This is a genomic window from Pseudogracilibacillus amylolyticus (SeqCode), from assembly GCF_051918545.1.
Classification (GTDB): Bacteria; Bacillota; Bacilli; order Bacillales; family Amphibacillaceae; genus Pseudogracilibacillus.
Genome location: NZ_JBPPZG010000025.1, coordinates 1 through 15476, shown reverse-complemented (window position 1 = coordinate 15476; position 15476 = coordinate 1). Strand labels below are relative to the sequence as shown.

Annotated in this window: 15 protein-coding genes; 5 read left to right on the top strand and 10 right to left on the bottom strand. The window is 35.0% G+C overall.

Going from position 1 to position 15476, the window contains the following annotated elements; genetic code table 11:
- The first annotated feature begins 8 nt into the window (after positions 1 to 8).
- The 5 genes from ACPYKA_RS04770 to ACPYKA_RS04750 are packed head-to-tail and all read left to right on the top strand — an operon-like array spanning position 9 to position 2487.
- Positions 9 to 854: a metal ABC transporter permease gene (locus ACPYKA_RS04770; RefSeq protein WP_479541241.1), complete on the top strand. Its 846-nt coding sequence runs from the start codon at positions 9 to 11 to the stop codon at positions 852 to 854.
- Positions 851 to 1264: a Fur family transcriptional regulator gene (locus ACPYKA_RS04765; RefSeq protein WP_479541240.1), complete on the top strand. Its 414-nt coding sequence runs from the start codon at positions 851 to 853 to the stop codon at positions 1262 to 1264. Before ACPYKA_RS04770 ends, ACPYKA_RS04765 begins: the two co-directional genes overlap by 4 nt.
- A gap of 13 nt (positions 1265 to 1277) precedes the next feature.
- On the top strand, positions 1278 to 1670 hold the full coding sequence (locus ACPYKA_RS04760) for a fluoride efflux transporter FluC (protein WP_479541239.1): 393 nt from the start codon (positions 1278 to 1280) through the stop codon (positions 1668 to 1670).
- Complete coding sequence (gene crcB, locus ACPYKA_RS04755) at positions 1667 to 2011, top strand: fluoride efflux transporter CrcB (RefSeq protein ID WP_479541238.1); 345 nt, start codon at positions 1667 to 1669, stop codon at positions 2009 to 2011. Before ACPYKA_RS04760 ends, crcB begins: the two co-directional genes overlap by 4 nt.
- Positions 2012 to 2061: 50 nt before the next feature.
- Entirely contained in the window at positions 2062 to 2487 is a 426-nt protein-coding gene (locus ACPYKA_RS04750) for a hypothetical protein (RefSeq protein WP_479541237.1), read from the top strand.
- Between the two features lie 232 nt (positions 2488 to 2719).
- Here the strand turns inward: ACPYKA_RS04750 and ACPYKA_RS04745 are convergent, their stop codons facing one another.
- The 10 genes from ACPYKA_RS04745 to ACPYKA_RS04700 all read right to left on the bottom strand — a co-directional run.
- Positions 2720 to 3304 carry a nitroreductase family protein gene (locus tag ACPYKA_RS04745; RefSeq protein WP_479541252.1) on the bottom strand — a complete coding sequence of 195 codons (585 nt, stop codon included), beginning with the start codon at positions 3302 to 3304 and terminating at the stop codon, positions 2720 to 2722.
- Between the two features lie 88 nt (positions 3305 to 3392).
- Positions 3393 to 5795, bottom strand: a complete 2403-nt coding sequence (locus ACPYKA_RS04740; RefSeq protein WP_479541236.1) for a transglutaminase-like domain-containing protein — start codon at positions 5793 to 5795, stop codon at positions 3393 to 3395.
- Between the two features lie 13 nt (positions 5796 to 5808).
- A complete protein-coding gene (locus tag ACPYKA_RS04735) occupies positions 5809 to 6957 on the bottom strand; it encodes a DUF58 domain-containing protein (RefSeq protein WP_479541235.1) in 1149 nt (382 codons plus the stop codon).
- Between the two features lie 17 nt (positions 6958 to 6974).
- Positions 6975 to 7916 (bottom strand): AAA family ATPase, encoded by a 942-nt coding sequence (locus ACPYKA_RS04730; protein WP_479541234.1) that lies wholly within the window; start codon positions 7914 to 7916, stop codon positions 6975 to 6977.
- Positions 7917 to 7936: 20 nt separating this feature from the next.
- The gene (locus ACPYKA_RS04725; protein ID WP_479541233.1) at positions 7937 to 8617 is read right to left on the bottom strand and encodes an ECF transporter S component; all 681 of its coding nucleotides are present in this window, start codon (positions 8615 to 8617) and stop codon (positions 7937 to 7939) included.
- On the bottom strand, positions 8614 to 10293 hold the full coding sequence (locus ACPYKA_RS04720) for an ABC transporter ATP-binding protein (protein ID WP_479541232.1): 1680 nt from the start codon (positions 10291 to 10293) through the stop codon (positions 8614 to 8616). Before ACPYKA_RS04720 ends, ACPYKA_RS04725 begins: the two co-directional genes overlap by 4 nt.
- Positions 10266 to 11147 carry an energy-coupling factor transporter transmembrane component T gene (locus ACPYKA_RS04715; RefSeq protein ID WP_479541231.1) on the bottom strand — a complete coding sequence of 294 codons (882 nt, stop codon included), beginning with the start codon at positions 11145 to 11147 and terminating at the stop codon, positions 10266 to 10268. The genes ACPYKA_RS04720 and ACPYKA_RS04715 overlap by 28 nt, the downstream gene beginning before the upstream one ends.
- A gap of 14 nt (positions 11148 to 11161) precedes the next feature.
- Positions 11162 to 11731 (bottom strand): DUF4430 domain-containing protein, encoded by a 570-nt coding sequence (locus tag ACPYKA_RS04710; RefSeq protein ID WP_479541230.1) that lies wholly within the window; start codon positions 11729 to 11731, stop codon positions 11162 to 11164.
- On the bottom strand, positions 11718 to 13646 hold the full coding sequence (locus ACPYKA_RS04705; RefSeq protein WP_479541229.1) for a prenyltransferase/squalene oxidase repeat-containing protein: 1929 nt from the start codon (positions 13644 to 13646) through the stop codon (positions 11718 to 11720). Before ACPYKA_RS04705 ends, ACPYKA_RS04710 begins: the two co-directional genes overlap by 14 nt.
- Positions 13647 to 13664: 18 nt before the next feature.
- The coding region (locus tag ACPYKA_RS04700) for a DUF4430 domain-containing protein (RefSeq protein ID WP_479541228.1) at positions 13665 to 15476 on the bottom strand (1812 nt) is incomplete at its 5' end.

Genomic DNA, 15476 nt, shown 5'->3' with positions numbered 1-15476 from the left:
AGGTTGCTATGTTAAGTGATATTATTCAATTTGACTTTTTACGCCATACTTTTTTAACCGGCCTTTTAGTCGGGATTGTCGCACCACTCTTAGGGGCATTTCTAGTTGTAAGGCGACTCTCTCTCTTGGCAGATGCCCTGTCACATGTAACACTTGCTGGAATCGCTTTTGGATTATTCATTGAGAAGCAACTGACACTTCCTTTAGGTCCCTTATACAGTGGGATGGGATTTTCCGTAATTGGAGCGATTTTAATTGAAAAATTGCGCTCCGTCTATAAAGCTTATCAGGAAATTGGGATTCCAATAATTTTAAGTGGTGGAGTTGGACTAAGTGTTATTTTTATTTCATTAGCTAATGGATTCAATACTGATTTATTTAATTATTTATTCGGCTCTGTTTCTGCCGTAAGTCGTAATGACTTTTTTACAATATTAGGAATATCAATTTTTATTATTTTAATGATTGTCATTTTTTACAAAGAATTATTAACTCTTTCTTTTGATGAAGAGCATGCTACCGTTTCAGGGATTCATTCGAAGCGAATTCATTTTCTATTTATCGTATTAACAGCACTCGTTATTGCTGCATCGATTCGAATTGTTGGCGTGTTATTAGTATCAGCTTTAATGACATTACCAGTGGCCAGTGCGATGAGAATTGCAGTGAGTTTTAAACAACTCATCTTCTACGCTATTATTTTTGCCGAAACTGCAGTAATCGTCGGATTAATTACTGGTTACTATTTAAGCATCCCTCCTGGTGGGACAATCGTAATGGTTGCAATCATGATACTTTTGATTACATTAGTATTTAAACGGTTATCATTTCATAAAGGAGTGGTAGAAAAATGAACAAACAAGAAGCCATTTCAATCTTACAAAAACAAGGATTTAAAATGACTAAGCGTCGGGAAGATATATTATCATTTTTTGCAAAGGAAGATAAATATCATACTGCTAAAGATTTATATAAATTTATGGAATTGAATTATCCAGGGATCAGTTTTGATACAGTTTATCGAAATCTTCATTTATATCATGATTTAGGTATCTTAGAATCTACTGATCTAAATGCTGAAAAACATTTTCGTATGAATTGCGGTAGCCATCATCATCACCATTTCATCTGTAATATATGTGGCAAAACAAAAAAGATTAATGTGTGTCCAATGGATGATGTGGAACAACTGCTTTCAAAATATAAAATTGATGGTCATAAGTTCGAAGTTTACGGACTTTGTCCAACTTGTCAGCCAGCATAAAGGGGCGTTAATCGTGAAGATTTATTTTGCTGTTGGAATCGGTGGTGTTATTGGTTCCAGTGTGCGATATCTCATTTCCTTACTATTACATTCAAATAGTTTTATAGGCTTCCCCTGGGCAACATTATTTGTAAATGTTACCGGGGCTTTTCTATTATCATTTATTTTATTTCATCCAACAATTAAAACAAAATTAGCTCCAGCCATTTTTACTGCATTAACAACCGGGGTTATTGGATCGTATACAACATTTTCAACTATTACGGTTGAAGTTGTCATGCTTTTTCATACAAATAGCTTTTCATCCATTATTTATCTATTATTAACCATTTTTGTAGGTTTGCTAGCGAGTTATCTTGGATATAAATCTGCCTATCGTCTACCTACAGAAGGGATTGAAAAATGATGTTGCAAATCCTTCTCGTTGCCATCGGCGGCTTTTTTGGTAGTATACTGCGTTTTTACATTTCAAATAAATGCGACAAACATTTTATTGGTACTTGGATTGCTAATGTTTCTGGTTCCATATTTCTAGGTGTTCTACTAAAATTATATTTGCAAGGAACAATTCCAGAGATAATATGGCTCTTCTTAGGAGTTGGATTTTGCGGAGCCTACACGACATTTTCCACATTCGGAAACGAAGTAGTCCAGCTTCTTCTTGCCAAAAAATATCGTACAGCGGTTAGATACAGTTTAAGTACATTTATTTTTTCGGTTTTTATCGTGGCAATTGTTTTAATTTAACTGTAGCCACATCTTCGAATAATTTTCTTTAAACGCTTCTAAGGAAACAAATGATCGTGTATAATGGAACAAAACAAATAGTAAATAAAAAAGGATGTGGTACTCGCAATTATATTACTGCATTATTTTATTTCATTGATTATTTACTACAATCCCCAGGTGAACTTGATAAAGAACTAAAAAATGTGCTACTTGACTATGTGAGAAAGGAAGGTGTAGAACAGATGCAAGCGGAAAAACCAGAGTTATCACCTACCCTTGCTGGTATATTGGAAGAACTAACAGAAGAAGAGATAATAGCATTTGAGGAAAGCAAAAAAAGAAAGATTAAAGGTGAGATAGCAGGATTTAAAAAAGCCCAAATAAGCATTGCAAAAAAACTATTGGAAGATGGCTTTTCAAATGAAAAAATTGCTGAATTAACAGATATGGAGCTGCTTGAGATTATAAATTTAAGAAATTCACTCCGCGATTGATTAGCCATTAGAAAGAATCGTTTTCGTGATTGCAACTAGTCGTTGCTTACACTTGGTAATCCCCAACTTTGACATTTTGACGAAATAAGGGAACGATTAGGTGATATTCGTTACCATGCTCGGGTGTTCCGATGACGAACGATTAAAACCTATTAATGACTGTAACCGATCATTATTCCAGAAAAAACAACAGCTCATTTATCTTATAAAAGAAAATGAGCTGTTGTTGTAATCATTTTTCAAAAATTCCTTCACTAACGAAACTCGTAATTGGATTGCGATCAGATGGCTGTTCCCGCTTCTGGAGGCGTTCGGGTAATTCTACATTCGGATCATAATAACCTAATGCAAAAATTGCTTGAACTTCATATTCTTCTGGAACTTGTAAGACTTCCTTCGCTTTCTTACGATCAAAGCCACCCATTCCATGTGTAATTAATCCTTGTCGAGTTGCTTCGAGTGTTAAATATCCCCATGCAGTCCCTGTATCAAACGCATGTGTAATATTGGGATCTCCTTCTTCGTTTCGTGTCGTTTTCGAAATAATCGCCACAAGAACGGGAGCATTTTTACACCATACTACGTTATTTTCATTAATAAATGATAGGAACTTTTCTCTATCTTCCTTCGTTTTTGCATATACAAATCTCCACGGTTGCCAATTCGCCGCAGAAGGCGCCCAACGTGCCGCTTCAAAAATTGCATTCAGCTTATCCGCTTCTACTTCTTTTGAAGAAAAAGAGCGTGGCGACCAACGCTCGAGATATATTGGATCGATGTCATATTGTGCCTGTCTGTACTTTGTTATGTTCATGATGTTTTCTCTCTCCTCAATTATTTACTAATTAAATCATAGGGAATGTCATCTGTTTATTCAACTTTTCTGATTAAAAGAGAACCCCAGTTTAATAAATAAAATCCCAAAATTTCATCTTGACTCGTTGGAAAATATTTTTTGATTTTACCACTTTTTTCAACGTAATCTCTTTAAACTCATCTACTAATTGATGTTCTTCTAGTGTCGTTGCCTTACCACTATATATCGCTGACTGGTTAATAGCAATAATTTCTTTAAAACTTGCCGCAAAAGAAGCCCCATATTTTTGTTGAATATCGTTTAAATACGTGTAGGTGGAGCCACCTCGTTCTTTAATCCCATCATAATGAAAAAGTAATAATATATAAGAAAACATTTTCGTCGTTCCTTTATTTAAGTTTGGACCAGAAAATAATTTTTTTCGTTTCAGAAGTTGAATCCGCTTGATGATCACGTAAATAAGACTAATTAATACTAGTAGTGACAGAAAACCAATGAACACAGCTACCGTTAACTTTTTCCAGGAAAATTGGCTGTCAACTTCTTTTTTATCGATAACTTCACGTTCTTCTTGTTCCTTATCCTTTATTTTTTGTGTCCCTGCCGACGTATCAGTAACTAATTCTTGCTGATTAGTTTCTTTTTCCTTTTCCATTCCTTGAGGATAATTTGATAGATCTATTTGTTCCATTCGTTTATAATACGGTGGCGTCATTTCAAGTGGTATCCAACCAATTTTATCTACATATATTTCTGTCCACGCATGTGCATTTGTCCCTTTTATGCCGATCTTTTCATAGGATTCTTTTCCTTCTATATCTTCCGGCGCAACAATATATCCTTCTACATACCTGGAAGGAATATTTAAATACCGAAACATTAACGTTGCAACTGTAGCATAATGTGTCGCATACCCTTCTTGTGAATCTTCTAATACATGTATTAAAAAATCCTTCTTTTCCGGTAATGGTTCTGGATTTAGTGTATAGGAAATATTTTCCTCTAAGTAATTTCTAACATAATTAATGGCTTTTTCATATGCGATATGTTCCGGTGCATCACCTTCTACATGTAAATGATTTCCTATTATATGTTCTACCTCTTCCGATAATTCCGTATACATCTTATACACAAACTCATTATAATGACGTTCATTGTTCAAATAACTAGTAGATTTCTCTGCATTTGACAATCGATATAACTCATTTGCCAGAGTTGGATAATGCTTTACTAGATTTTTATAGGCATCATACGTATATATTCGATCTCCAAAAAAATTGTTGGCTTGGATCATATTATCACTTAATAGTTTCGCTGACTGTAACTCTTCTGGGTTCGTTATCAATTCATATGGTGTGTAAATATATTTACTATTTCCATTTAAATTATGGACGGTTATACGTGTTTTTTCCATTAATTCGTTTTGTTCGACTAATTCATTTATCGTGCTTAACTGATTCAGCGCATGAAAATCCTCTTGATTTAACCAGTAAAATGTATCCTTATACTTGTATACTTCTTGATAATTTAAGTTTTCCCATGCTTCACTAGTATACGTAGAACCAGTAAATCCTCGTAAATAAATAGAAGTTGGCTGTTCCATCATAACTTCCAGTGCTATATCTTCTTTTAATTCTAACTCACCAAGCTTGGTGAAATCGCCTTCTGTAAATGAGTGTACTTTGCTTTTTTCATAACGAACGTCAGCTGCCTTTTGTTTTAAAGCATCTTCTATATGAGAAACATGATTATTTTTTTCATATCCATCCACTGGCTTTACGATTAACATTATCATACTAATTATCCCCGTTATGATTAGGAGAATAGTCACTACGAAAGTAAATGCGACACTTTTGCCGCTTCCAACTATAGCATGCTTGTCGTTCGTAGTTTTCAAGAAAATAAAAATAAATATGATACCTAGTAAACTATTCGTATACAACTCCCCTGTATGAAAAATAGCTTGAAAAATAAACAGCGGTATTATGAATAGCAAAATAAAAATAGACCTGTTTCTCTGCACAGCATAATAACAAATAATAGAAAGAAATAGTCCAACATAAATCATCATTATATTTACTGCCAAATTTTCTAATTCTGTTGAGAGCGTGATTTCATACTGGGAAAATATTAATCCTGTATTCAATCCGACTAATTCTACCAGATGATTAAATAATAAAATTAAACCACTTACGGTATATTGATTAAACAGGATAAATAGCAAGACCATTAGAAACATCAGTAACCCAATGATTCTTAATCTGCTTTTTCTCAAATAAAATAAAAGTACAGTAAAAGCGATGCCAGCGACATAGACAAATAAAGAAATATCGTTTAAAAGAAAGGTCGTAGTGACACACCTAATCAAAAGTGCCAACATTATAGTAGCTAAAACGATTTGGATCAGATCATATCCTTTACCATCTTTCTGATTAACTTTGTTGAAAGACAACTGTATGTTAGTACCATTTGCTAATTGCTCTGTATCCATGTGACATAACTCCTTACATTGTCAGTTGGTGCAAATCCGTTTCCGCTGTATCGGGTGTAAAAACAATTACTTTTTCATTTGCTAGTTCAGTACGATCCCTTTGAGTTGCACATATTAATGGCGTCATTCCTGTATTTACTAATATCTCTTCTGTCGATATAGTATTGGCAGATGTGATATAAAATTGTTGTGCATACCGTTTTCTCAAATCTAAAGCAATGAATTCGCTTAATGAAGTGCTATCGTTCTCTTTATGATTGATCGATAAAATTAAGCTTTGTAAGTTCAATAGCTGCTCAAATGAATATACTTTTTCTATTCTTAATTGATCTGATTCATGATCAAACCAAGCCATTGTATGTTCATACTTATTTTCCAATAACGATTTGGATAACGATAAAAACACTTCTATACTTGCATTTATTGCGTCAGCATCACTTTGAATACCATTTTCATAAAGTATAAAAATAGTATCATCTACCGGGTTACTAAATTCTTTAACGATTAATCGGTCTAATTTCGTCGACAATTTCCAATGAATTCGTTTTGCCTGGTCACCTTCTTCATATTCTTTTAACCCTATCATTTCCATAGCCTCCATGCTCTCTCTGCTTGAGTAAACGGGAGTATCGCCCTGTCCCATAGCTAACGTTTTCTTTACAACATCAATGTTAAAACAGTGAGGTAAAACATAAAAATCAGTTTTGGATGAAGCAGGTATGGACATTGAAAAAATATTGAAATAATCATATAAAGATATCGCCATTACTTCAGCAGTAATATGACCAATATGTTTACTCTTCCATTTCGTTAAAACGTTCTTATTTTCCCTACCTTTTCCTGTTAAATAAATTTCTTCTTTTAACGTTTCATTCGTTAATTGATTATGAAAAAGGATCGTACTTTTAATTTTCATACTAGGAAAGATACTTCTGTTAATAAGTTTTATGTACATATCACCGTTTTCATTTTTATACGTTGATATAGGTGCCTGGATCTCGATTGTAATTTTCCTTCTATGAATCATTAAAATAATAAATGAAGTAAGAATTAAGATAATCGTAACCATTAACAAATAAAGCGCAACATACGATTCCGAAAAAATATAAAAACCTATCATAAGCAGCAAAATCACAAAAACTTGCAATCTAGATATAATCATTTTTTTCCACCGCCAAGTTATACATGTATTCTATTGTCTGGTGATTTTATTTCATTCATAATGTCATTTAGAATAGTAGACGGGCCATTTTTTGAAACTTGCGCTTTCTGCTCTAAAACGATTCGATGATTGCACGTATCAACAAACATTTCTATTACATCTTCTGGAATGACATAATCTCTTCCCGCTATATATGCATGCGCTTTTGCGATACGGCTAAGTGCCAATGCTCCTCTTGGACTTACCCCTTGTATGATGAGTGGATGTTCCCTTGTTGCCACTGTTAAACTTGTAATATATGTTAAAATTTCCTCTGCCACATGAATATGACTGACTTCATGTTGCATCTCAATTAATTCTTCTTTGGATATAACTGCTTTGACTTCATCAAGCGGCTGGGTTGTTTGGCGGTCTTTTAAAATTTCTACTTGACTAGCAAAATCAGGATAACCGATACTAGTTTTAAGCATAAACCGATCCAACTGAGACTGTGGCAACATTTGTGTCCCATAGGAACCAATCGGATTTTGTGTCGCAATCACATGAAACGGCTTTGGTAATGTATATGTCATTCCATCTACCGTTACATTTTTTTCCTCCATCACTTCCAGTAAGGCCGATTGCGTCCTACTCGTAGTACGGTTGATTTCGTCCGCTAATAACAAATTACACATTACTGCCCCTTGTTTGAAAACAAATTCTTCTTTATTTTTATCATACATTGTAAATCCAACCACATCGGAAGCAATGACATCTGGCGTAAATTGAATCCGATTAAAATCAAGGCCCATTACTTTGCTAAAAGCAAGAGCAAGTGTCGTTTTACCAACACCGGGAATATCTTCTAGCAACACATGCCCCCCTGCAAGTATGGCCATAAATACTTTTTTGGCAATCTCGTCCTTTCCAATAATGACTTTTTTTACTTGGTTGATGACTTGTTCTGTTTTAGTTATCATCTAAATACTCCCCCATTCCTTTATATACCATATTTCATTTTAATTCTTGCTAGTTTTTCACCGATTGGTTTAATTGTTAGAAATAAAAAAATCACATTTGAAATTGCATAAGTAATCATAAAAGGTACCGATAAACCAACCGCTGTTACATACCGTTTCCAATTAAATGTTCCATCGATGGATAAAACAGTCCAAATATCCATTAGTAATGAAAAGAAAATTCCCGAAAACATACCGATTAAAAGTAAAGCGAGTTTACTTTTTACAAGCAGTCTTCTTATCAACGGAAGACCAGCAGAAAATCCAATGATTCCCCAAGCGAACATTTGAAATGGTGTCCAAGGTCCTTGGCCAAAATAAATATTAGATATAAGTGCCGTTAATGCTCCAACAAGAAAGCCAGCCTCCGCTCCAAAGTAAATAGCGGATAATATAACAATAGCAGTTACCGGCTTAAACCCTGGAATTGCTGCAAATAAAAAGCGACCGACGACAGATAGTGCGACTAAAACAGCTAAGACTACGAGTAAGCGTGTACTTGTTTGTCGTTTTTCAAAAGTTATAAAAAAAGGTAGTAATGTCAACAAAACGATTACCAATGAAATAAATACATAACTTCGGTCAGCGAACAACGTAATCCCAAGCCAAATCGTTATTGGGATAATTAACAATAGGACACTATAATTAATCCACCGTTTCATACGTTTACTTCCTCATACTGTTGACAAACTTCAATGATTTCTTCGTCAGTAATCGTATGTTTACATAAATGTCGTGACATACGACTAGCAACAGTCGTGTAATAATTATTGTTGGAAAAAAATTCAGTCGGTGTATCGACAGATATTAATTCTCGATCAAAAAATAGGCCGACTCGATCGGAAGTAGCAGCGGCAAATTCAATATCATGTGTGACAAGAATGATCGTTAACCCTTCGCTTTGCAAGTCTTTTATAATAGATTGTAAGGTTTTTTTAGCAAACGCATCGATCCCTTTTGTTGGTTCATCTAGTAATAGAATTTTCGGCTGTAATAATAACACTTTTCCTAGTGCGGCTTTTTGTTGTTCTCCCCCACTTAGATCATATGGATGTTTATCCAATAAATGGGTAATTGATAATTTTTCAGCAATATGTATGGTTAGCTGCTCCATTTTCTCCTCAGAATAACGAAGAACTTTCGCTATTTCTTTATAGTCTTCACGTACGGTTCCTTTTAAGAAAACTGTCTGAGGATCTTGGGGTAACACAGCGAGATGATGCTGGTACAATTCTTTTCCTTTATACTTTTGAATTTTCTTCCCATTAATCACTACATTTCCACGGTAAGCCCGATTTTGTCCTGCTATCACTTGTAATAAGGTTGTTTTACCAGATCCATTCCCACCTAAAATAGACAAAATCTCCCCTTTATGAATAGTCAAATTTACCCCCGCTACAATATCCGGTAATTCACGTTCATAACGAAACCACACGTTTTTCAATTCTATAATTGGTTCTTGATGTTGATCAGTTTTTGGTCTATCTATGGTCTTTGGTATATGACTAAAATGATCACTTAAAAATTCTTTACCTTCTTTAACTGTAATAGGAACTTTCCCAGCTCCATGCAAACGATGGAATATTTTCATCGCAGTTGGTAAAGCAAAAAACAATGGGTGTTCTTCATCAAGGCTCAACAATCGTTCCCCAATTTTACGCGGTTGATCCGTAAATAATAAGTTACCCTTTTCCAGCATGATAACTTGATCGGCCAAAGGTAAAACGTCCTCTAATCGATGTTCTGCTACAATAATTGTCATTCCTAAATCTTGATTTAACTTTTTTAACGTTTCGATAAAATTAGTTGCAGCAATTGGATCAAGTTGCGAAGTCGGTTCATCTAAAATTAATACCTTGGGATCAGCAACCATAATAGATGCTAAATTTACTAATTGTTTTTGTCCACCAGACAAATTAGTTGTCCGTTCTCGAAACCAAGTATGGATACCAAAATAATTAGCAATCTCCCCAACACGCCTGCGGATAACTTGCGTTGGGGTGCCAATATTTTCTAGTCCAAATGCGAGCTCATGCCATACTTTATCTGTAACCATTTGGATTTCTGGATTTTGCATCACGTAGCCGATTTCACTTGCAGCGGTCCGATCATCAAGTTCCTCTAATGCTTTTCCTTGAAAATAAATAGTGCCTGTCCTTTTCCCATGCGGAGTGACTTCACGTTTTAACATTTTTAGCAATGTCGTTTTTCCTGAACCCGATTCACCGAACAAAACAACAAATTCCCCTGCTTTTATCGATAAATCAATTGAGTTTAAAACAGGGTTTTCTTGCTCAGGATATGTGAATGTTACATTTTCGATTTTAAGTATTTCCATTGAAGATTCTCCTTTATTTCGATAAGACTCGGTAAAATCATTAAAATGCATACAATCAAAAATTGACTTATAGATATCCATGTAATAGAGATTTCTGATAAGACAGGATAATACATAAAATCAAAGTAATGCTTGCTTTGTACATACATAATTGCCCCAAATAAACTCCCCATTATGGCAATGATCACAGTGTCTCGAGCGGACCAGCGAAATAATGAAAAATTGGTCCTTCCCTTTAGTCCATACCCACGTGCTTTCATGGCATCTGCCTGTTGAATGGCATTTTCTAGTGACCATGTGATGATACTATTAAATGTTCGGACTCCACTTAGTATACGATCCGTCATACTGTTACTCGTATATAATCCTAGCGTCTTCTGAGCTTGATTTACTTTTTTAATCTGCAACTTTACTATCGGGATAAATCGTAACGCCATCGAAAGAACAAGTGAAAGTTTAGGAATTACCTTACCGAATAAATAAACAAACTTATCGGAAGTCATTAACTGACTGTATGATTTACTCCAAAAAATAACAGCAACAATTAATATAGCTATGAAAACTCCATAAACAATTGCTTCTAACGTCACTGGATTATCATTCAAAAAAAACAGAATGGTTTCTCCTTTATGTACAAACAACGGGTTCGTAATCGCAATTAGTAAAAGGACAAGCATGTAAAACCCGACATCTTTCCAAAATATCCTCATCGGTGTATGGAAAGCAAAAAATAGCAATGAACCGATTAGGGATAATAAAACGATAATTGGATGAATCATAAACATCGAAACACTAATAACGGATAAGTAATACAAAAATAAAACGATTGGATGAAAACTAGCAAAACTTTTCATTGTCTATCACTCTTTTACTCTGCATACACTGGATCTAGGTCTCGTCCTAAATCACATGTATACGAAAATTCTATTTCATCTCCATCTTCTAATTCATATGTATTCACACCATGATTAGGAAACTCACCATTAACCTTATACATCCATCCGCTTAATGGACCTGCGGAAAATTCGTACAAATGGTTAATCCCTTGAATATAGACGCTTTTATATGTATTTTCATTTGCGCCTTGAAACTCCATATGAATTTTGTTATGACGGACTGTTCTTTGTAAAATATCAAAGACGGTATCATTCGGTCTTAAAACATACTCAGATCGTTCCAATATGACTCCATCTTCTGGTACATATTTTGTAGATTGCAAGGCCGGATCTAATTTCTCCCAGTTATCTAACAGAGTGCTTGCTTCAATACGAATAAAAACCGTTTCTGAATCCTCGGTAATATCATCAATATGCGTTAAATAGTACTCTTCTACGGATTGTATTTTTGTGCCTGATACTAGAACGGTGACGAGAAGAACAATAAAAGCTACAACAAGTATATCTTTTCGCAGTTTTATCGCCCCCTTACGCTTCTTCATCTACAATCATGTTCTGTTGCATTTTTTCACGTTTCCTTTTTCGATATCTGTTTATCAAAATAAAACTCATTCCTATAATTAAAACACTTATTGCAATCCCAATATAACGGGAACGGATGCCATTTTTAATTTGAATTTCGGCTCTTTCTACGTCTTCATATCCTTGAACCTTCTCTTGATCATATGGACTTAGCTGTTGATAGCGCGTAATTATATTTTCGACAATTTCCTTATCTTTTGGTGACACGTTACTGAACGGATACAATTCATCTAAAATGGTTTCATTAATGGATTGAATTTCCGCTTCGATGTTTTCAATTTCACTTTTTATTTCTTGAAGATCCGCGCTTAGATGTTCATATTCTTCCGCATTGGTTGCGTTATCGAGTTTTTCAATTAACTTGACTACTTCAACATAGTGCTCCGTCGATTTTTCCTCATCTGCTATTTGAGCAACATGACGTGCATCCTCTTCAGTAAATTTAGCATCCGTTGCGATCGTTTTTTCCTCATTAATTAGCGATGTAATCGTACCTTTTCCATCATTATTTATCCCCATATTTTCAGCAAATGGTTCGGATGTGTTGTCTATTCCAAGGTTATCCATCGCCTCTGCTAGTTGATAATAGTTGTATACATAGGACCGCTCTTCAATCGGAATCTCTAAATAATCGGAAAAGATACGTTGAATCAATTGTGAATCTGGGTTTTCTGGAATAGCTTCAATCGATTGGTTAATGGCTGTTATTTTTTCCTTTAATTCCATACTCATTTCTTCTCGAAAATCATAAAGCGTTCGATAATTGTAATAATAACGGTACATGGCTGCAAATGTATATAACACTTGTTCACTTGCCATTGCATTTGATTCATCTGGTAAAGTCATTGGATTTTCTTCATCATACATTTCTGAATGGATAAAACCGCCATCACTCATCTGAAATTTCAACAAGGCATCTAAAAGTGTATTTTCCTGTTTAATAAACCGCTCATCCTTCAATGGGTCGACACCTAATGCTGTTAATGCAACAATAACTTGAGCGATACTTTCCGCATTAGAGATTCCATGACTTTCAAAACCTCCATCCTCCTTCTGAGCGTTTGACAGCACGGTTAATGCCTCATCTACTACTTCCCGAACTTTTTTCTTTACTGTTTCATCTGTAGCAATTTGTGTATACGTATACGTTTCTTCACTATTATAATAAGGAGCTAATGCTTGAATAGCCATCGCAGTCATATCGACATCTGATGTTGGTTCGATGTGAAGTGCAAAACCTCCATCTGTTAGCTGATGACGTAAAATTTCTGTAATCATGCTTTGTCTCGTTTCATTTGCATCTTCCGGAACAATATAGCGCATACTGTCAAGCGTAATTAACCCCCAAATCCAACCATTTAACCCTTGAGCTCCTAGTGACCGAGTCGTTTCTCCTCTTGCATAAGTCCCGTCTGCAATTAGATTAATTACTTTACCATCTTCTGTTTTCCCAATCTTCGTCGGGTCTCCGCCAGCGGCTAAAATGGCTAATGAAATTCGGTGCCATTCAGTAGCCTTAGCAGAACTTAATTTTTCGTCTGTTTGATAGCGGTTTTCTACAACATCTTTAATCACCGCTAAATAAGCGGAATAATCATCATCTACCCCAATTCTTCCAAGCCCAATGGTATACCAATCAACAGCAGTTTCTCCTGCCTGTTCCAAAAATGGATCATTTAATAAGGGGGCATTTCTATTTTGGGTTGTATTTTCTTTCTTCCAATTGATAATTTCATCCATATAATCGACAAGACTTTCAGCCTCAAACGAATCGTTTGCTTCCATAGCATGTCCTTTTAAAGGTGTTACAACAGCTAAAAGGACAATGAATAAAGCTGAAAATAGATTCGTGAAAAATTTAGTTGAAATGAACATCTAACAATACCCCTCTTATTACCATTCTTTATGAAAATTATCTAAACCTCCGCCAATATCATTGCCTAACGCTAATGTATATCTTATTCTTACAACATCACCATCTTTAAAATAATAATCAGCAAAGCCCACATTTGCATACACACCATTGACACTGTACATCCACCCTGAAAGATTATTAAAATCCATTTCTCCTAACCAGTTGGCATCATAACTATTAGGATCTGTAATGACATTATGTTTCTCAAGTGTATTTAGTAAATCATCTGGAATCTTTGGGTTCGTAACTAAACCTGGTTTTGACACTGCTTCTAAGTAGAATCTGTCATCGTTTTTACCAGTAATGCTAAATTGGAACCCGTGATCTTTTAATAATCTATCAATAACGTAAGTAGCACGTTCTCCTTGGTATATCTCCATTTGTTGAGGTGAGATTAAATAGCCTAGTCCAATCGTAGTCGCCTCCATACTTATAGTGATGGTACCTGCTGGGGAACCGTCTTCTCCGACTTTCCCAGTAATAGTAAGTTCTTTAGTCGCTGTATTTCCTTCTGCATCTTCCGCATGGATAACAATATGATTTGTTCCCTCTTTAATTTGTAATTTAAAGCTAATTTGTTGGGAGTCTGTATGATCTCGCGGCACGTCTTCTCCATTGTTCGTGACATGAATTTTCCCAGATCCTGTAATTGATTCCCCTCGGTAATTTTTTACCTTTACATGAAATGTCCGTATAGAGTTATTAATCGTTTCTCCATCTGTGATATCAGAGACCGTAATCGTTGGTGCGTGGTTATCTTCATCGTTATCCTCTTCTCCACCGACAGCTTCTGGTTCATAAAACACGCTGTATGTTTCCGAATGGGACATTGCACCTTTAACCGCTTCTAAATAAAATGTATTTTTACCTTCTTTTAGTGAGACATTGTATTTCCCATCATCACTTTGCAATGACGTTTCGTTATGGGCTACAGATATATCTATTTCTTCTTCACCATCAAACGCTTTTGCCATGAAATCGAATGACTTATTTTTAACCGTTTTATCGTTATATTTTGTTAAATTCGTTTCGATTTTAAGATCAAGCTTATAATAATCGATCGTAAATTCTTTGACAGCTTGTCTTCCATTAGCCTCCGCCTGAATAGTGATGTTATTTTTACCTTCATGAAGCGTAGCAACATATTGATTATCTTCTTGTTCCTCAAGCTTTGTTTCATCATTTCCTTGTTTCACGATAACTTGCACAGGAATTTTCTTATCCTCGATGGTAGCAGTTGCTTTAAATGCAAGTGTTTCTTCATAAACCTCTTGATCTTGCAAATCTGTTTCAATAACAATACTCTTTTCATCATAAATAACGAGATAATTTCTTAAAACAGTAAAAGTAGTACCTATGTCATCTTCGTAAGTTACTGCAACAGATATTTTATTTTCACCTGTGGATAAGTTGACTTTAGCTACAACTGGTTTACTGTAATCCTCAGATAGTTCCATTACTTCGCCAGCTTCAGAGTCGAGTGACACATCAACATTTCTGACTAAATAATCATGTTTTAATTGTTTTATCTGAAACGTATATTCCTTTTCACCTGTTACTTCATTGTCTTGAATTGTAGTAACAAAGTATTCATTAGGTTCTAGCGCATCTTCATCATCATCTTCTGGACTTACAATTTCCAAGTTGGAAGAGTTGGGATCCGAAGCGGAAGAAGGGCCGCCATTATTATCCTGTCCTTTTTCTTCATTGTGCATATTGTGATCGTTCTTATTACTATCTTGTGATTTCGTCTTTTGCTCTAGTTCCTTTTGTGTTTCTTCTTTTTGTTC